Consider the following 17,067-nt stretch of genomic DNA (forward strand, 5'->3'; position numbering starts at 1 on the left):
TCGCGGCGCGGTACCGGGGCACCGCGCCGCGAACCGTCGCCCTCGGAGTCGTCGAGCCGCCGTCGTCGCCTCAGACATACTCGCTCACCGTCCGTTCCAGGTCGTCGGCCGCGGCGTCGAGCGCGTCGTGGCGGTCGGCCAGCGCGGCCGCGTGATCGTCGTACGACTCCTCCATGCGTGCGAGGGACTCGGCCAGCGCGTCGGGGGCGGGGCCGCCGCGCGAATCGCGGGCGGCGACGCTCCCGGCCGGATCGAGCACCGAGTCGAGTTCCTCGCGGCTCACGAACGAGTCGAGGGGTTCCCCCAGTACGTCCGCAGCGGCCGCGTCAAGATTTGCGGCGAGAGCGTCGGTGTCGGCCCCGTTCGGGGTGTCGGCCGCGGCAGTCGCCACCAGTTCGTGGGCCGTCCGGAACGGGACCCCCGTCATCGCCAGCGCGTCCGCCACGCCCGTCGCCGTCGAGAACCCGGCGCCCGCGTCCGCGGCGCACGCCTCCGCGTCCCACTCGGCTGTGGCGACCGCACCGGCGGCGACCTCGGTCGCCTCGGTCACGGAATCGACGGCCTCCCAGGCGTGCGGCGTCGCGCGCTGGAGGTCGCGGTTGTACGCCCGGGGGAGCCCCTTCAGCGTCGTCAACAGCCCCGTCAGCGACCCGACCGCGTCGCCCGCGGCCGCGCGGACGAGCTCGAGCGTGTCGGGGTTCTTCTTCTGGGGCATGATCGACGAGGTGGAGGAGTAGTCGTCCGAGAGGACGAGGTAGCCGTCCTTCGCGCCCTCGATGCCGTCGGTCGCGAGCCCCGAGAGCGTCGTCGCGAGCGTCGCGAGCGCCGCGCACGTCTCCGCCAGGAAGTCGCGGGCCGACGACGCGTCGGTCGAGTTCTCCACGACGCCGTCGAACCCCAGCATGTCCGCCGTCCGCTCGCGGTCGACGTCGAACGGCGTGCCCGCGAAGGCGGCGCCGCCCAGAGGTGACTGGTTCGTCCGGTCGTAGACATCGAGCAGGCGCGCGGTGTCGCGCTCCAGCGCGCCGGCGTAGGAGGCGAGGAAGTGGCCCGCCGTCGTCGGCTGGGCGAACTGCCGGTGGGTGAACCCCGGCATGACCGTCTCGGCCTCGTCGGCGGCCGCGTCGAGCAGCGCCTCGCGGAGCGCGAGCGTCGCCTCGACGGCGGCCAGTAGGTCCTCGCGCAGGCGGTAGCGGATGCAGGCGGCCACCTCGTCGTTGCGGGAACGGGCGGTGTGCATCTTCCCGCCGTCCGGGCCGACGCGGTCGACGACCGCCGACTCGACGGCCTCGTGCACGTCCTCGCCGTCGGGGAGCGCGTCGTGCCCCTCTGCCTCCACGTCGTCGAGGGCGGCGAGGATGTCGGCGGCCTCGTCGTCGCCGATTATCCCCTGCTCCGCGAGCATGACGACGTGCGCACGGTCGACGGCGAGGTCGGCGGCGAAGATGCGCTCGTCGGCCGCGAGGCTCGACAGGAACGAGCGGGCCGGCCCGCCCGCGAAGCGCTCGCGCCGAATGACTCCGGCGCCTTCGCCGCCTTCGTGGCGTCCGTCGGACGCCCTGTCCTCGCCGTCCATCCTCCGTTACTCCTCGTTGCCGCCGTCGGTCGTCAGCGTCGCCTTCTCGTCATCGTCCTCGCTCCCCTCGGTCTCCGACTTCTTCGCGTTCGCCAGCACCTCGTTCGCGAGGCGCTCCTGGAAGCCGTGGTACTTCGCGACGCCCGTCGCGTCGGCCTGCTCGATGCCGTCGACCGTCTCCGTGTTGAACGAGGCGGCGGACTCGGAGTAGACGCCGTACGCGGAGTCGCGGGCGACCGGGCGGGCCTGCCCGCCCTGGAGCTTCACCGTCACGGTGCCGGTGACCTTCGACTGGCTCGCATCGAGGAAGCCCTCGAGCGAGGCCATCAGCGGCGTGTCGACGAGCCCCTTGTAGCCCTGCTGGGCCCACTCCTCGTCCGCGGTCGTCTTGAAGTCGCGCTCGCTCTTCGTGAACACGAGCTGTTCGAGCCCCTCGTGGGCCGTCAGGAGGACGGTCGCGGCCGGGTGCTCGTAGTTCTCGCGCACCTTCAGCCCGAGCATGCGGTCCTCCATCATGTCCGTGCGGCCGACGCCGTGGGCGCCGGCGAGTTCGTTCAGCTCCTGGATAAGCGACACCGCGTCGAGCTCGTCGCCGTTCAGCGCGACGGGGTAGCCGTCCTCGAACTCGATCTCGACGAGCTCCTCGTCGGCGCCGGGCGTCTCGGTCCACTCGTAGATGTCCTCCGGCGGGACGTAGGTGGGGTCCTCCAGGTCGTCGCCCTCGACCGAGCGGGACCAGAGGTTCGTGTCGATGGACCACGCGCCCTCGTTGCCGCCCTCGACGGGCAGGTCCTTCTCGTCGGCGTACTCGATCTCCCACTCGCGGGTGAGCCCGAGTTCGCGGACGGGCGCGATGACCTCCAGGTCGGAGGCGCGCCAGACGGCCTCGAACCGGAGCTGGTCGTTCCCCTTGCCGGTGCAGCCGTGCGCGACGGCCGCACAGTCGTGTTCGAGCGCCACGTCGAGGATCTTCTCGGCGATGACCGGGCGCGCGAGCGCGGTGCCGAGCGGGTAGCCCTGGTAGGTCGCGTTCGCGCGGACGGAGTCGAGACAGAGTTCGGCGAACTCCGCCTTCGCGTCGACGACGTAGTGTTCGAGGTCGAGCGCCTCGGCCGTCTCCTCGGCCTCCGCAAACTCCTCCTCGGGCTGACCGACGTCCACGGTCACGCCGATCACCTCGTCGTAGCCGTACTCCTCCTCGAGGAGCGGGACGCAAACTGTGGTGTCGAGTCCGCCGCTGAATGCGAGTGCCACGCGTGTCATTACCGATAGCTGTGGCCTTCAGGGTATTAAATTCGGCGCTTTAGAATTTGGAACAAAAGGGCGGAGTGGAGACTCGGGGAGCCTGGTCGGCTGAGGATGCGGCAGCAAGCGGCGTGGGGAGAGGGGTGATAAGTGGGCTCAAAGGCCCGGTCGTCGCGGCGCTCGCGACGGGACTCGGACGCGTCGCTCGGTGGAAGAGCGGACGTGAGCGACTGCGTCCACAGTCATGGCTGAAGCCTACTGCTCCAGAGCCTTAAACCATTCTGGAGTGGCGAGCGTTGCCCGGACGTCTCGTCGCGCACACGAAGTCGCCTCCCGGCCCATCGACTCGGACGCGCGGCGCGGCGCACGTCCGGTCACCCTCCCGGCGTCGCCTCGGGCTCGGCGCCGACCGCCGCCCCGTCGTTCGCGACCGGCAGACGCACCGTCACGACGGTGCCGTCCCCGTCGGTTGCGACGTCGACGTCGCCCCCGAGTTCGGAGACCACCCACGTGACGAACCAGAGTCCGATGCCGCTGGCGTGGTCGAGGTCCGTCTCGCGGGCCCGCTCGAACACCGCTCGCTCGCTCCTCGGGATGCCGGGCCCGTCGTCGGCGACCGTGAGCCGTGCGCCCCCATCGACGACCGTCAGCGTCACCGTCGCGGTCACGTCGGGGCCGCCGTGCTCCTCGACGTTCGCGAGCAGCTCGTCGAGGACGGCGTCGATGAGGCCGTTGTCGTGGAACGGGACCGTCTCCCTCGGGAGCTCCCGGCGAACGGCGACGCCGAGCGTCCCCCGGTCGAGCCGTTCCTCGACGACGTCCCGCAGGTTGACGAGCCGCGAGGGTGTGTCGTCCGACAGGAGGCGATCCAGGGTACGCGCACGTTGGCTCATCTCCACGAGGTCGTCGACCCGTCCCTCGATGACGTCGAGGTGTGCCGCGTCCCCGTCCTCGGCGAGCGCCTCCGCGTGGCCGAGCACGACGTTGGCGGCGCTGCGTACGTCGTGGCGGAGCACCCGGTTCAGCACGGATAGGCGGCGCTCGCGTCGCCGCTCCTCGGTGATATCGACGAGGATCACGTACGCGTGGTCCGGCGTGCCGGCGGCGGCCGAGGTCGTGACGAACTCCCTCGTTCCGGCCACGCCGACCGTACACCGGAACCGAACGCTCGTGCCGGACTCCAGCGCCTCCGATAGCGGTTTCTCCTCGTCGCCGGCCGGCGGGACGCAGTCGTCGATCGGCCGGCCGACGGGGGTCTCGTGGGAGTCGAACAGTTTCCGAAACGCGCCGTTGACTTTGGTGACGACCGTCGTTCCCTCCCGGGGTTCGACGTACGCGGCGGGGGTTGGCAGGTTCGAGAACAGCGCCTCGGCGCGGTACCGGTCCCGGCGGGAGCGGGCGTGGTAGGAGCCGAGCAGCGTCCCGATGGCGACGCCGGCCGTGGCGACGTTCGCGACCACGAACGGGAGGTGATCGACGGTGTGTCCCTGGAGGAGCCTGTGGCCGACGGTCCAGACGAACATGAGCGCGGCCGTGCCGACCCCGACCCCGACCCCGCGATACACCGTCCACGTCCGGTCGCCCGTCCGGTCACCGCGGACGAGCAGCACACCGTAGCTCGCGATCCCCACCGCGACGGCGAACGGCACCCACGCCTCGACGAGGGAGCCGACCAGATCCATCCGCATGGCGTGGACCACGTGGACGACCGCCAATCCGAACCCGAGCGCCGCGAGCGCGCCGCCGCTGTACGGGGGGGCCCGGACCATTCGGCTACGCAACTTCGCGCTACTACATAAACGTCCCGGCGTCCGGTACGGACCGTCAGCCGGTCGGATGGGCCGATGGGAGCCGTCGCCGTCGAAACGAGCGTGTTTTCCCCGGCCCCGCCGCACACCCGACAATGACAGACGGCACGCTGCGACTCGCGACGCGGGGCTCCGCGCTCGCCCGAGTGCAGGCCGAGAGCGTCGCGGACGCGCTCTCGACCCGTCGGCGCTCGGTCGAACTCGTCCAGGTGGAGACGCGCGGCGACCGCCTCTCCGACGAACTCATCACGCGGCTGGGGAAGACGGGGGCGTTCGTCCGCGCGCTCGACGAGGAAGTACTCGGGGGCGCGGTCGACGCGGCGGTCCACTCGATGAAGGATATGCCGACCGAGATGCCCGACGACCTCGTCGTCGCCGGCGTGCCAGAGCGCGCCCCCTCAGGCGACGTGCTCGTCTCGCTGGACGGCGGCGACGTGGCCGACCTCCCGCCCGGCTCGGTGGTCGGCACCTCGTCGCTCCGGCGGAAGGCGCAGGTGCTCGCCGCCCGCCCGGACCTCGAGGTCGAACCGCTCCGCGGGAACGTCGACACCCGTCTCCAGAAGCTCGTCGCGTCCGCGCTCCAGCGGGAGCACGAGGCGCGCGTCGACGAGGAACGCGACCGGCGGGGGGACCTCACGTCCAGCGACGACGCCGGAAAGTACGACCTGACCGTCGAGGAGTGGTTCGACGAGCTCTCCGAGTTCCAGCGCCGCGCGATGGAGTACGAACTCGACACGGAGTACGACGCCATCGTGCTCGCCGAGGCGGGCCTCCGGCGTTCGGGCCTGATGAACCGCCCTGAGTACGAGGTCCAGCGGCTCGAACGCGCCGAGTTCGTCCCAGCGCCCGGCCAGGGAGCCATCGCCGTCACCGCGGCCGACCGCGACACCATAGAGACGATCCGCGGGGCGGTCGACCACCCGCCGACCCGGGTCGCCACGACGGTCGAGCGTACCGTCCTCAAGGAACTCGGCGGCGGCTGCATCGCGCCCATCGGCGTCGGCGCGCTCCTCCAGGGCGAGCACGTCCAGGTCCGCGCTCGGATCCTCTCGGCAGACGGGAGCGAGGAGGTGACGGCGACCCGCGACCTGCCGGTCCGACGGCACGCCGACGCGGCCGCCGACTTCGCGGCGGACCTGCGCGAGCGCGGTGCGGCCGAGCTCATCGAGGCGGCGAAGCGCGAGGCCGACGCCGACGGCGAGGCCGCGAGGGAGGAGGACGAGGCACCCCGGGAGGAGAACGAGGCGTCCGGGGCGACGGGCGGGTCGGAGGGGACGGGGGAGTGAGATGCCGGGAACCGTCTACCTCGTCGGCTCCGGCCCCGGCGACCCCGAACTGCTGACGGTGAAGGCGCGTCGGTTCATCGACGAGGCCGACGTGGTGCTCCACGACAAGCTCCCCGGCCCTGAGATCCTGGCATCCATCCCCGAGGAGAAGCGCGAGGACGTCGGCAAGCGCGCCGGCGGCGACCGCACGAGCCAGGAGTACACGAACGACCGGCTCGTCGAACTCGCGGAGGCGGGCGAGACGGTCGTCCGGCTGAAGGGCGGCGACCCGTTCGTCTTCGGCCGCGGCGGCGAGGAGGCCGAGCACCTCGCGGAACACGGGATCCCGTTCGAGGTCGTCCCCGGCGTCACCTCGGCTATCGCCGCACCGGGCGTCGCGGGCATCCCCGTCACCCACCGCGACCACGCCTCCTCGGTCTCGTTCGTCACGGGCCACGAGGACCCCACCAAACCCGAGTCCGCGGTGGACTGGGACGCGCTGGCCGCGACCGGCGGCACGCTCGTCGTCCTGATGGGCGTCGGGAAGCTCCCGGGGTACACCCAAGCCCTTCGAGATGCCGGGATGGCGCCGGAGACGCCCGTCGCCCTCGTCGAACGCGGCACGTGGCCGGGGATGCGCGTCGCGACGGGGACGCTCGCGGACATCGTGGACGCGCGGGACGAGGCGGGCATCGAGCCGCCCGCGGTGACCGTGATCGGCGAGGTGGCGGCGACCCGCGAGCGCGTCGTCGAGTTCCTGCAGGGCAGGGGCGACGCGGACGCCACGGCCGGGGGTGACCGCGAATGAAGGTCGCCGTCTTCCGGCCCGACGACGAGCGGCTCGTGGGGGCCGTCGAACTCTTGGAGGAGCTGGGCGTCGAGCCGGTCGCCGACCCGATGCTCGCGGTCGAGCCGACGGGGGCGACGCCCGAACCCGCCGACTGGGTCGTGTTCACCTCGAAGACGGGCGTCGAACTCGCGGACGACGCGGGCTGGGAGCCGGGCGACGCCAGGATCGCCGTGATCGGCTCGGCGACGGCCGAGGCGGTCCGCGGGGTCGGCTGGACGGTCGACCTCGTCCCGAAGGAGTACTCCTCGACCGGGCTGGTCCACGAGTTCGAGGACCACGCCGCGGGCGCGACCGTGGAGGTGGCCCGCTCGGACCACGGCAGCCCCGTGTTGCTCGACGGCCTCCGGGCCGCCGGCGCGACGGTCAACGAGACGGTGCTCTACCGACTCGTGCGCCCGGAAGGGGCGGGAGAATCGACCGAGCTGGCCGCCGCCGGCGAGCTCGACGGTGCCTGTTTCACCTCGTCGCTGACGGTGGAGCACTTCCTCGACGCCGCCGCGGAGCGCGGGATCCGGGACGAGGCGCTCGCCGGGCTGAACGACGCGGTGGTCGGCTGCATCGGCCACCCGACGCGCGAGACGGCGGAGGACCTGGGCGTCGTCGTCGACGTGGTCCCCCAGACGGCCGAGTTCGCGACGCTCGCGGAAGCCGTCGTCGGGGAACTGGACCCACTCGCCGAGAACCCGTGAGCGTCCGGTCGGTCGATACCTAGCGTCCGTAGGTGAGCCGCCGCGCCAAGGCGTCGAGCCTGGACGTCACGCCGCCGAGCCAGGCGGCCGGCGAGACGGCGCGGGCCTCCGAGTCGGAGAGCTCGATCCGGTCGCCCTCGTACGGGTCGGCGTCCTCGAGCATGCCCGCGGTCGAACTCATCGCGCACCGTCCGCAGGACTCCGCCTCCTTGCCTCCCATGGGCCGCGTTTGGGGCCGCTCGATAGTTAACCCTTGTCGTGGTCCTTTTGAGGGGGCACGTGCAGGGGAACGTATGAGCTACCACCACGTGGACCCGGAGACGCTCGACGCGACCCCCGACCGCCCGTGCGTCCAGCGGTCCATCAGCGACGCCTGCGGCCTCGAGAAGCTCGCGCTCCACCAGTACGAGGTGGGGCCGGGCGAGGCCATCCCGCTCGCGTACCACTACCACGACGAGCAGGAGGAGGCGTTCTACGTGACCGAGGGCGAACTCCACGTCGAGACCCCCGAGCGGGAGTACGTCGTCGGCCGGGGCGAGGTGTTCGTCGTGACGCCCGACAGCCCGCAGTTCGCCCACGTGCCGGAGGGCGGCGTGGAGACGACCGCCATCGTCGTCGGCGCGCCCAACGTCGACGGCGACGCCCACGCCTACGAGGAGTCATGAGCCGGGGGGACTCGTACCCAGGCGAGGGGAGCGACGAGGAACGGACCGAGGAGGCGGGCCGAGCGGACGGCGGCGCCAGCGGGGACGAGAAACCCGAGGAACCGAAGGAGATCGAGGAGCCCGACATCCCGGAGTGGGAGGACGAGTACCTCGACAGGGTGGCGAACGACCTGAAGTTCAACTACGACCTCCGGAAGGACGAGCGCGTCGTCGGCGAGCGCTTCCCGCTGTACGGCCGGCTGCGGATGGAGAACCGGAAGAAGTTCATCCACGAGTCGATCAACTACGCGAACCACGCCATCGAGGAGCACCTGTTCGTCCGGCGGGCCGACGCGGTCGGCACGGCGATGCTCGAACGCTACGTGGAGCTCGCCCACGACCTGGCGGACGACCGGATCGACCCCGACGAGGAGCACCAGAGCACCGACTTCACGTTCGTCGTCGTCGCGCCCAACGTCTCCGAAGACGTGCGCTCGTTCGTCTCGGGGTTCCGAGATCGGACGCTCATCAAGTTCGGCTACTACGGCCACTACGAGGTGAACCTCGTCGTCGTCGCGCCCGAGGCCGAGGAGCACGTCGCCAGCCGGAACGCCGACGTGTGGCGCGCGTTCGTCCACTGGGCGGATCCGGACGAGGGCCGAAGCGACGGGCTCCTCTCCCGGCTCTCGGGGCTGTTCGGACGGTAAGCGGACCGTTCTACTGGTGATACTTTTCCCGTGAAAATCGTTCGGCGAGCGGGGCGGCCGCTCGGAATCGGGTCCGAACGGAACCGCCGCGAGAAGTCGCACGCTCCGTCGGTCCGAGCGCCGCCCGGACCGTATGGATTGCCGTCGGCAGCGGAGCGGAACGCCCGCTGCCGGTCACCGTGTCGGCGGGCCGGTCACCGAGACCGGCCCGCCTGGTTCCTCCGCGACGCGCCCCGACGAGCGCGTCGCACTCCGTCCGGGTCGGCTTAGTCGTCGCTCGGCGCGGTCCCTCCGGGTGAACTGCGGGCCTGCTTGATGTTGTCGTACCCAAGCTTCGCCAGCGAGAGCGCGAGGTACACCAACGTCAGCGAGATGATGATCTGGATGGCGTACGACACCTGATCGATGAGGGTCTCCGCCCCGAGCAGCGACGTCGGGGCGCGGTAGAGGCCGATCCAGAGCAGGGCCGTGAGCGTGATCACGAGCATCAGCGCCATCGGGACGCCGGTGCTGATGAGCTGCTTGCTGTCGTCCCAGTTGGCGAGCCACAGCGTCGCCGCGAGCAGCGCGAGCGCCGCGAGCGTTTGGTTCGCGCCGCCGAACAGCGGCCAGAGGCTGGCCCACTGGCCGGAGGCGACGAGCAGGTACGCCGGGACGCACTGCAGGAGGCCGGCGTTGACGTAGCGGTTCGTCGTCGTCTTCTCCAGGCTCGTCTCGGGCGTGCCGATGATCTCCTCGAACATGTAGCGGCCGAGCCGGACGGCCGTGTCGGTCGAGGTGAGCAGGAAGCTGACGAACACCAGGCCGATGAACGCCGCGCCGGCGGCCGTCGGGATGCCGAAGCCGGCCCCGAGCATGATGGCGCCGCCCGCCGGGAAGTTGGCGAGCGCGCCCGCCAGGCCGGAGCCGAAGTTGGTCGTGCCGATGATGGCAAGCGCCGCGACGGCGGTGGTCGCGAGCAGGCCCTCGCCGAGCATCGCACCGTAGCCGATGTCGCGGGCGTCGGTCTCGTTGTTCAGTTGCTTCGCGGTCGTCCCCGAGGAGACCAGCGAGTGGAACCCGCTGATCGTCCCGCACGCGATGGTGACGAACAGGAACGGGAAGATCGGTCCGAGCGGGCTGTTGAACCCGAGGAACGCCGGGAGGTTCGTCTCGAGGCTCGTGTAGGTCGTCCCGGAGAACGCGACGGAGAAGCCGCCGCCGAACACCGAGAGCAGGGTCGCGACGATGACGCCCAGCAGCATCCCACCGACACCCGTGTACAGCAGGCTCGACGTCAGGAAGTCGCGGGGCTGGAGCAGTACCCACACCGGGAGCACGCTCGCGACGAAGCCGTACACGACGATGACCGGAACCCAGGCCGCGACGTTGGCGTTCTGGGCCGCCGCGAGTGGCAGCCAGTTCCAGGCCGACGCGTCGCCGAGCAGGTGGATGGTGCCGGCGGCGTGCTCGCCGGTGTCGACGAGCGCGAGCGGGTACTGGAGCCCGACCCAGACGCCGGCGAACACGAGCAGGACGAACCCGATGGCGCCGGGCAGGAACGGGAGGTCGAGCTGGTAGAGGTACACCCCGAACGCCAGCGCGAGGGTGATGTAGATGAAGCTCGCCGTCGCCGAGGACGGGTAGGCGTCGAAGACGACGCCCACCACCAGCGCGAACACGGCGATGACGAGGATGATGGTCAGGAAGGCGAACCAGAGCAGCATGTCCTTCCCGCGGTCGCCGACGTACTCGCCGACGATGTAACCGATCGACTTGCCCTCGTGCCGGACGCTGGCCGACAGGGACATGAAGTCGTGGACCGCGCCCATCAGGGGGTTCCCGATGGCGATCCACGCGATAGCGGGGAGCCACCCGAACGCCGCCCCCGCGGTGATGGGGCCGACGATCGGCGCGCCCCCGGCGATGCTCGAATAGTGGTGCCCGAGGAGTACGGGTTTCTTCGACGGGACGTACTCCTGGCCGTCCTCGTACTTGTGGGCCGGCGTCTCCGCGTTCTCGTCCAGTTCGACGAACTGGCTGAGGTACTTCGAGTAGGCGAAATACCCGACCGTGAACGTTAGTAGCGAGGCGATGACCAGCACGGCAATTTGTACCATGATACACTCGGTCCCATGAATATCGACCAATTAAACGTTGCGTTCGTTGATGGGAAATTCGTTTTTCCAGGCGATCCTTACCCTGGAATAGGAAGAATCCAAAGGGTTGCACGAGAGCCGACGTCGCGGAATCCGCCCTTTACGCGGGGAGGTCGACCGCGATGTCGAGTTCCCGGGCCACCTCGTCGAGTAGGTCGCCCTTGACCTCCGCGACCCGGGTCTCGATGGTCGCGACGACCGGCGGGTCGAACGTCTCCTCGAGCTCGCGCACGCGCTCCCGCTCGGTCGCGACGCGGTCGCGAAGGAACCGCGCGCCCCGTCCCTCCTCGTGCGATTCCGGCTCCGGCGTCAGGCGATTCACGACGAGGCCGGCGACGGGGAGGTCCCGCTCCGCGAGGCTCGCAACCGACCGCCGGGTCTCCCGGATCGACAGTTCGTCCGGGTTGGCGACGAGGTAGAACGTCGCCTCCTCGCGCAGGGTGCGCCCGGCGAACTCGAAGTTCTCCTTCCGCTCGCGCAGGCGGGCGATGATGGGGTCGCCGACGGCGGTCCGGCGCGGCTCACGCCCGCCGATGGCGGACTTCTCGTACAGGTCGACGCTCGCCTCGCGCTTCGACAGCAGGCGGTCGATCCAGCCGCCGAGGTACTCCGGGAGCGAGAGCAGGCGGAGCGTGCCGCCGGTCGGGGAGGTGTCGAAGACGACCCGGTCGTGGTCGGACTCGCGCATCACGTCGATGAAGCGGTCGAACAGCGCGGCCTCGTGGGCACCCGGCGTCTGGTGGGCGAGTTCGATCTGCCGGTCGATCTCGTTGACGATGGCGGGGCTCACCTGGTCGCCGAGCTGGCGCTTGATGCCCATGAGGTGCTCGTCGACGGCCTCCTCGGGGTCGATCTCCATCACCTCGAGCGAGTCGTAACCGTCGACGGGCGTCGGGTCGTCGTCGAACGACTGGTCGAACACGTCGGCGGTGCTGTGCGCGGGGTCGGTGGAGACGAGGAGCGTGTCCAGGCCCGCTCCCGCGCACTTGTGGGCGTACGCGGAGGACACCGTGGTCTTGCCGACGCCGCCCTTGCCGCCGAAGAAGACGAACCGGTCCATCAGAAGTGGTACTGGCTGCCCTTCCGTTCGAGCACCGAGCCGCGGTCCCACATCCGCCGCTCCCACTGTTCGAACTCGGCGCCGAGGTACGGGAGCAGTTCGGCTGTGTAGTACGACACCGGGCTCGGGATGCCGAAGGCGTCAGGGAAACACGCCAGCAGGAACGCGTCCTCCTGGTCCTCGGCCTCCTTCTCGATGAGCTCGTAGGCGGGGTGGGAAATCATCCCGTGGTAGATCCCCCGGAGCCACTCCTCGACCGTCTCGCGGAACGCGGCGATCCGGTCCGATAGGTCCATGCCGACTCCTACCACGTGGCGAGGAAAAGGGTATCGGGACGATTCGTGGGGTTTGGGCCGAGTGCCGTCGTGTTCGGCAGGGTAGTGGAACAGATCACTACTGCTGGGCGTGATGAGAGCCACGCCCTCCCCAGCCGATTCACTCGCGGTCGGCGCGCCACGAGGGCGCGCCGCCTCGCTCATCCCTCGCACGCGATGGTGCTCGCCCCACGAGGGGGCTCGCAGTCACGCGCGCCACCCGCCAGAGCAAGCTGAGGGTTGGCCGGGAACGCGATTCATAAGTGTGGGCCACGCTACCGGTCGACCATGAACGGTGGCACGCCGGTGACGATCCTCAGCGGGTCGCTCGGGGCGGGGAAGACCACGACGCTGAACCACCTGCTCTCGAACCCCGGCGGCCGCAGGATCGCCGTCCTCGTCAACGACATGGGCGAGGTCAACGTCGACGCCGAGCGCGTGGAGGCAGGCGACGACGGCGTCGCCGAACTCTCCAACGGTTGCATCTGCTGTGACCTCCGCGACGACCTCGAAGTGGCGGTGAGCAGGCTTGCGAGGGAGCGCGAGTTCGACCACCTTGTCGTCGAATCCTCGGGCATCTCCGAGCCGGCACCCGTCGCACGACTGTTCACCACCGGTGCGGCCTCGGCGGCCTACGACCTCGACACGCTGGCGACCGTCGTCAACGCCGAGACGTTCCGGGAGACGCTCGCGGAGGACGACCTCGTGACCACCGAGGACCTCCGGCGCAAGCGGCCCGGCCAGGCCGAACGGACGGACGCCGAGACGCGCCCGCTCTCGGATCTCCTCGTCGGGCAGGTGGAGTGTGCGGACGTGCTACTGCTCAACAAGTGTGACCTGGTGGACGAGGAGACACTCGCCGAGACCGAGGACCTGCTAGCGGCGCTCAACCCCGAGGCGCGTATCGTCAGGACTGCCCACGGCGCCGTCGACCCGGGGGACCTGCTCGGAACGAGGCTGTTCGACGTCGAGACGGTCAGCAAGACGGCCGCGTGGCAACGGGCGGCCGAGCACGCCGAGGGGCACCACCACCACGACGGGGGAGCGGACGGTGACCACGACCACGCCGCCCACGACCCAAAGGCCGCCTACGGCGTCGACTCGTTCGTCTTCCGCGCGCGGCGCCCGCTCCACCCCGAGCGGTTCGCCGCGTTCGCGCGCGACCTGCCGGACTCCGTCGTCCGCTCGAAGGGGACCGTCTGGGTCGCTGGCCGCGACGACGTCGCCCTGTTCTTCAGCCAGGCCGGCCCCTCGGTTCGGGTGGAACCGGACCGGCAGTGGATGGCCGCGATGGAGGAGTCGCGCCGGGAGGTGCAGCGCCGGATGAACCCCGACGTCGAGTGGGACGACGAGGTGGGCGACCGCCGAACGGAACTGGTGGTCATCGGTCGCGGGATGGACGAGGACGCGGTTCGGGCGGCCCTAGACGACTGTCTGCTCACCGACGACGAACTGACCGTCGACTCCGAGTCCTTCGCGAACCCGTTTCCGGAACTGGACGGCGAGCCGATCGCGTTGTAGTCAGGCGCTCGAAGCCACCGGCCGCGCCCTCAGACGCGGTCGGCGATGCCGGCCAGCGCCCGCCGGAGCTCCCCGCGACGCTTCCAGGCGGCCAGGCGGTTCACCACGTCCGGACCGCCGACCGCGACCGCCGATCGGGCGACGAGTTCGGTGCCCTCGTTCCTCGGCCGGGCCGCGATCGTCGTCCGGAGCGTCGAGAGCGGTCCCTCGGTCTGCTCGTAGGCGAGGCCGTCCTCGCGCTCCTCGAACAGGAAGCGGAGTTCGAGGCCCGCCCGCCCGGCGGTCACGACGGTCCCCTCGTCCGTCTCCGCCACCTCGCGGACGTCGAAACTCCCCTCCGCGTCGACGACGGTCGCCGGCGTGAGCACGCGCAACACCTCGACCGGGGGGACGGCGACGAACCGGCTGACCTCCACCTCGCGCATGAGTCGGCGTACGCACCACCGGGGAAAAAGGGGTGGGAGGAAGTGCTGGGGGCCGTCAGAGGGGGTACCGGGGAGCGATGCGGGATTCCCGGTGGCTCTAAGTCGGCGGACGACACGACTCGGACGATGGCCTCCTCCGGCGACATCCGCGTGCTGCTCGTCATCGACCTCCTGCTCTCGCTGGCGTTCGCCGCGGTCGCGCTGTACGCGCTCGACCTGGCCAACATCGCCGCGTTCACGCCCCCGAACCTCGCGATCGCGACGCTCGTGCTCGCGGTGCTCACCTACGTCGTCGTGCTGAACGAGTAGGCGACCCGCGAGGACGAAGGGCGGGCAGTCCGACGGGACGACCGGTGGAGCGTTCTTCCGACGCACCCCGTGCAACAACGTTCCTCCGCGCGCCTTCGACGCGACCCCGCTCGTGCGGCCTGTCGTCACGGGGCGCGCGCGAGCTATATCGGCTGATGTATCAAAAAATCGATAATGCGGCCGTCAACTTCGTTCGCAACGTTTGCCAAGTCTTCTGCGAGCTTACGTCCTTATACAACCTATATTCCGTATTAAATCGGACGTGCATCTGAATACGGCGCGAAAAATTCCATTTCTTCAACGATGGGGTTTATGGCATTCCGAATCAGCCCGTTTGTCGTGATGGCCGACACGGATCACACGAAAATCAATGAATCGGTGAACGAACGTATGCTAATGGTGGTGGGCGAATGACGCTCCTCCAGGCCGACCCGGCGGTCATCGCCGAAGGGGTCAACCTCCTGTGGGTGCTCGTCGTCACCTTCCTGATCTTCTTCATGCACGCCGGCTTCGCGATGCTCGAGGCCGGGCAGGTGCGCTCGAAGAACGTGGCGAACCAACTCACGAAGAACCTCCTGACGTGGAGCGTCGGCGTGACGCTGTTCTTCCTCGTCGGCGCCAGCGTCGAATCCCTCGTGAGCGGCCTCACCGGTCCCGGCTCGGTGGGTATCGGCGAGGCGTTCGCGACGCTCGTGCCCGGATCGGCGAACGCCTGGGTCGGCTGGCTGTTCGGCGCGGTGTTCGCTATGACGGCCGCGACCATCGTCTCGGGCGCCGTCGCCGGGCGGATGAAGCTCCGCGCGTACGTCGCCTACACGGTGCTGCTCGCGGCGGTCATCTACCCGGTCGTCACCGGCCTGACGTGGGCCGGCGGCCTCCTCGGCGAGATGGGCTTCCACGACTTCGCGGGTGGCGTCATCGTCCACGCGATGGGCGGCTTCGCCGGCCTCACGGCGGCCTACATGGTCGGTCCGCGCATGGACCGCTTCAACGAGGACGGCTCCGTCAACGTCATCCCCGGCCACTCGCTGACGTTCGCCGCCCTCGGCACGCTCATCCTGGCGTTCGGCTGGTACGGATTCAACGTCGGCACGGCGGCGACGGTGTTCTCCGTCTCCGACGGGACGCTCCAGCTCGGCTCGTTCGCCACGGTCGGCCGCGTCGCCCTGACGACGACGCTCGGCATGGCCGCCGGCGCCATCGGCGCGGCGACGGCCACGCTGTACAAGACCAGGAAGGTCGACACGCTGTACGTCGCCAACGGTCTACTGGCCGGGCTGGTCAGCGTGACCGCCATCACCGACGCCATCGTCTGGCCCGGCGCGATCGCGGTCGGCCTGCTCGCCGGCATCCAGCTCCCGCTCGTCTTCGGCTTCGTCGAGAAGCGCCTGAAGGTAGACGACGTGTGCGCGGTGTTCCCGGTCCACGGTTCGGCCGGCGTGCTCGGCGCGCTCGCGTTCCCGTTCGTCGCCACCGAGTTCTGGGGCGGCGCGGGCGTCGGCTACCTCGTGAGCACGTTCGTCACCCAGTTCATCTCGGTCGCGGTCATCCTCGCGTGGACGGTCTTCGCGACCGCCGTCGTGTTCGGCGTCATCAAGGCGATGGGCGAGATCCGCGTCTCGCGCGAACACGAGAGCGAGGGGCTCGACATCTCCGAGCACGGCGTCAACACCTACCCCGAGTTCGGCAGTCCGGACACGGTCGCCGATGGCGGGCGCGTCGTCGGAGACGACGGAATGGTCGAGGAGAACGGCATCGTCCGCACGGACGGTGGCGACCAGCCGAACGACGGGCGTCCGGAATCGCGCCGCGATTCCGGAGTAGGCCGGGATTCGTCGAATCCCGGTAGTGGTATCAAGCTCGTCACGGCGTTCATCCGCCCGGACAAGCTCTCGGACGTGAAGACCGGCCTCGCCGAGATCGGCGCGCCGTCGCTCACGGTCACGAACGTCTCCGGCCGCGGCTCCCAGCCCGCGAAGAAGGGCCAGTGGCGCGGCGAGGAGTATACGGTCGACCTCCACCAGAAGGTGAAGATCGAGTGCGTCGTCGCCGACATCCCGGCCGAGGACGTCGCAGTCGCCATCCGCGACGCCGCCCGCACAGGCGAGCCCGGGGACGGCAAGGTGTTCGTCCTGCCCGTCGAGGACGCCTACCAGATCCGCACCGGCGAACAGGGGACCGTCGCCGTGTAAGGGGCACGGACGCTCCAGATAGCACGAATCGCAATCCGACTACGCACCGATCACAGCGGACCACGACAGACGTTACGGAACCGCGAAACGCGCGTCTCGCGCGAGGATTGTGGAACCGTCCGGGCGCCCCCTCCGGCGGGCGGCGCGGACGCGGTCGGGAGCGGCGAGGGTATTGGGCTCATCGGGTGCGGGCGTCACCGCGACCCGCGCCCACCAACCGGCGCTGCATCCTGCCATCCGTGTCACGCCGACTCGTCGCGACCGACCGCCGCAGCCGTCCGACGGACGGCGGCGCGTCCGACAACGACCGCCACTCCGGCGGCT

At 70.1% G+C, this 17,067-nt stretch carries 16 protein-coding genes; 8 read left to right on the forward strand and 8 right to left on the reverse strand.

Annotated elements, in window-relative coordinates; genetic code table 11:
• Nucleotides 1–70: 70 nt before the first annotated feature.
• From argH to HUG10_RS12815, 3 genes are all read right to left on the reverse strand, one after another.
• Nucleotides 71–1,576: an argininosuccinate lyase gene (gene argH / locus HUG10_RS12805; protein WP_179169947.1), complete on the reverse strand. Its 1,506-nt coding sequence runs from the start codon at nt 1,574–1,576 to the stop codon at nt 71–73.
• Nucleotides 1,577–1,582: 6 nt separating this feature from the next.
• Nucleotides 1,583–2,839 carry an argininosuccinate synthase gene (locus HUG10_RS12810; RefSeq protein ID WP_179169948.1) on the reverse strand — a complete coding sequence of 419 codons (1,257 nt, stop codon included), beginning with the start codon at nt 2,837–2,839 and terminating at the stop codon, nt 1,583–1,585.
• Nucleotides 2,840–3,195: 356 nt separating this feature from the next.
• The gene (locus HUG10_RS12815; RefSeq protein WP_179169949.1) at nt 3,196–4,590 is read right to left on the reverse strand and encodes an ATP-binding protein; all 1,395 of its coding nucleotides are present in this window, start codon (nt 4,588–4,590) and stop codon (nt 3,196–3,198) included.
• Between the two features lie 134 nt (nt 4,591–4,724).
• Here HUG10_RS12815 and hemC point away from each other — a divergent pair, with 134 nt between their 5' ends.
• The 3 genes from hemC to HUG10_RS12830 are packed head-to-tail and all read left to right on the forward strand — an operon-like array spanning nt 4,725 to nt 7,433.
• Nucleotides 4,725–5,915 carry a hydroxymethylbilane synthase gene (hemC, locus tag HUG10_RS12820; RefSeq protein WP_179169950.1) on the forward strand — a complete coding sequence of 397 codons (1,191 nt, stop codon included), beginning with the start codon at nt 4,725–4,727 and terminating at the stop codon, nt 5,913–5,915.
• 1 nt (nt 5,916) lies between these two features.
• Nucleotides 5,917–6,702: a uroporphyrinogen-III C-methyltransferase gene (gene cobA, locus HUG10_RS12825; RefSeq protein ID WP_179169951.1), complete on the forward strand. Its 786-nt coding sequence runs from the start codon at nt 5,917–5,919 to the stop codon at nt 6,700–6,702.
• Nucleotides 6,699–7,433 (forward strand): uroporphyrinogen-III synthase, encoded by a 735-nt coding sequence (locus tag HUG10_RS12830; RefSeq protein WP_179169952.1) that lies wholly within the window; start codon nt 6,699–6,701, stop codon nt 7,431–7,433. The genes cobA and HUG10_RS12830 overlap by 4 nt, the downstream gene beginning before the upstream one ends.
• A gap of 19 nt (nt 7,434–7,452) precedes the next feature.
• Here the strand turns inward: HUG10_RS12830 and HUG10_RS12835 are convergent, their stop codons facing one another.
• A complete protein-coding gene (locus tag HUG10_RS12835) occupies nt 7,453–7,653 on the reverse strand; it encodes a hypothetical protein (RefSeq protein ID WP_179169953.1) in 201 nt (66 codons plus the stop codon).
• A gap of 73 nt (nt 7,654–7,726) precedes the next feature.
• Between HUG10_RS12835 and HUG10_RS12840 the strand changes: the two genes are divergently transcribed.
• Nucleotides 7,727–8,098 (forward strand): cupin domain-containing protein, encoded by a 372-nt coding sequence (locus HUG10_RS12840; RefSeq protein WP_179169954.1) that lies wholly within the window; start codon nt 7,727–7,729, stop codon nt 8,096–8,098.
• Nucleotides 8,095–8,784, forward strand: a complete 690-nt coding sequence (locus tag HUG10_RS12845) for a hypothetical protein (protein ID WP_179169955.1) — start codon at nt 8,095–8,097, stop codon at nt 8,782–8,784. The genes HUG10_RS12840 and HUG10_RS12845 overlap by 4 nt, the downstream gene beginning before the upstream one ends.
• A gap of 266 nt (nt 8,785–9,050) precedes the next feature.
• Here the strand turns inward: HUG10_RS12845 and HUG10_RS12850 are convergent, their stop codons facing one another.
• The 3 genes from HUG10_RS12850 to HUG10_RS12860 form a co-directional block, all read right to left on the reverse strand.
• Nucleotides 9,051–10,883: a carbon starvation CstA family protein gene (locus tag HUG10_RS12850; protein ID WP_179169956.1), complete on the reverse strand. Its 1,833-nt coding sequence runs from the start codon at nt 10,881–10,883 to the stop codon at nt 9,051–9,053.
• Between the two features lie 139 nt (nt 10,884–11,022).
• On the reverse strand, nt 11,023–11,982 hold the full coding sequence (locus HUG10_RS12855; RefSeq protein WP_179169957.1) for an ArsA family ATPase: 960 nt from the start codon (nt 11,980–11,982) through the stop codon (nt 11,023–11,025).
• Nucleotides 11,982–12,278 (reverse strand): hypothetical protein, encoded by a 297-nt coding sequence (locus tag HUG10_RS12860; protein ID WP_179169958.1) that lies wholly within the window; start codon nt 12,276–12,278, stop codon nt 11,982–11,984. Before HUG10_RS12860 ends, HUG10_RS12855 begins: the two co-directional genes overlap by 1 nt.
• 306 nt (nt 12,279–12,584) lie before the next feature.
• On the opposite strand from HUG10_RS12860, the gene HUG10_RS12865 reads away from it, so the two are divergent.
• Nucleotides 12,585–13,817 (forward strand): CobW family GTP-binding protein, encoded by a 1,233-nt coding sequence (locus tag HUG10_RS12865; RefSeq protein WP_179169959.1) that lies wholly within the window; start codon nt 12,585–12,587, stop codon nt 13,815–13,817.
• 29 nt (nt 13,818–13,846) lie between these two features.
• Here HUG10_RS12865 and HUG10_RS12870 read toward each other — a convergent pair whose 3' ends face one another.
• Nucleotides 13,847–14,242 (reverse strand): SRPBCC family protein, encoded by a 396-nt coding sequence (locus HUG10_RS12870; protein ID WP_179169960.1) that lies wholly within the window; start codon nt 14,240–14,242, stop codon nt 13,847–13,849.
• 126 nt (nt 14,243–14,368) lie between these two features.
• Between HUG10_RS12870 and HUG10_RS12875 the strand changes: the two genes are divergently transcribed.
• Complete coding sequence (locus HUG10_RS12875; RefSeq protein ID WP_179169961.1) at nt 14,369–14,551, forward strand: hypothetical protein; 183 nt, start codon at nt 14,369–14,371, stop codon at nt 14,549–14,551.
• 410 nt (nt 14,552–14,961) lie between these two features.
• A complete protein-coding gene (locus tag HUG10_RS12880; protein ID WP_179169962.1) occupies nt 14,962–16,743 on the forward strand; it encodes an ammonium transporter in 1,782 nt (593 codons plus the stop codon).
• The last annotated feature ends 324 nt before the right edge of the window (nt 16,744–17,067 follow it).

Origin of the sequence: Halorarum halophilum (assembly GCF_013401515.1) — an archaeon.
GTDB lineage: Archaea > Halobacteriota > Halobacteria > Halobacteriales > Haloferacaceae > Halorarum > Halorarum halophilum.

Bases quoted from the DNA above. Each gene is read 5' to 3' on its own strand.
- HUG10_RS12815 (WP_179169949.1), bottom strand. From the start codon at position 4,590: ATGGTCCGGGCCCCCCCGTACAGCGGCGGCGCGCTCGCGGCGCTCGGG.
- argH (WP_179169947.1), bottom strand. From the start codon at position 1,576: ATGGACGGCGAGGACAGGGCGTCCGACGGACGCCACGAAGGCGGCGAA.
- HUG10_RS12835 (WP_179169953.1), bottom strand. From the start codon at position 7,653: ATGGGAGGCAAGGAGGCGGAGTCCTGCGGACGGTGCGCGATGAGTTCG.
- HUG10_RS12810 (WP_179169948.1), bottom strand. From the start codon at position 2,839: ATGACACGCGTGGCACTCGCATTCAGCGGCGGACTCGACACCACAGTT.
- hemC (WP_179169950.1), top strand. From the start codon at position 4,725: ATGACAGACGGCACGCTGCGACTCGCGACGCGGGGCTCCGCGCTCGCC.
- HUG10_RS12880 (WP_179169962.1), top strand. From the start codon at position 14,962: ATGACGCTCCTCCAGGCCGACCCGGCGGTCATCGCCGAAGGGGTCAAC.
- HUG10_RS12875 (WP_179169961.1), top strand. From the start codon at position 14,369: ATGGCCTCCTCCGGCGACATCCGCGTGCTGCTCGTCATCGACCTCCTG.
- HUG10_RS12845 (WP_179169955.1), top strand. From the start codon at position 8,095: ATGAGCCGGGGGGACTCGTACCCAGGCGAGGGGAGCGACGAGGAACGG.
- HUG10_RS12860 (WP_179169958.1), bottom strand. From the start codon at position 12,278: ATGGACCTATCGGACCGGATCGCCGCGTTCCGCGAGACGGTCGAGGAG.
- HUG10_RS12855 (WP_179169957.1), bottom strand. From the start codon at position 11,982: ATGGACCGGTTCGTCTTCTTCGGCGGCAAGGGCGGCGTCGGCAAGACC.
- HUG10_RS12840 (WP_179169954.1), top strand. From the start codon at position 7,727: ATGAGCTACCACCACGTGGACCCGGAGACGCTCGACGCGACCCCCGAC.
- HUG10_RS12870 (WP_179169960.1), bottom strand. From the start codon at position 14,242: ATGCGCGAGGTGGAGGTCAGCCGGTTCGTCGCCGTCCCCCCGGTCGAG.
- HUG10_RS12850 (WP_179169956.1), bottom strand. From the start codon at position 10,883: ATGGTACAAATTGCCGTGCTGGTCATCGCCTCGCTACTAACGTTCACG.
- cobA (WP_179169951.1), top strand. From the start codon at position 5,917: ATGCCGGGAACCGTCTACCTCGTCGGCTCCGGCCCCGGCGACCCCGAA.
- HUG10_RS12865 (WP_179169959.1), top strand. From the start codon at position 12,585: ATGAACGGTGGCACGCCGGTGACGATCCTCAGCGGGTCGCTCGGGGCG.
- HUG10_RS12830 (WP_179169952.1), top strand. From the start codon at position 6,699: ATGAAGGTCGCCGTCTTCCGGCCCGACGACGAGCGGCTCGTGGGGGCC.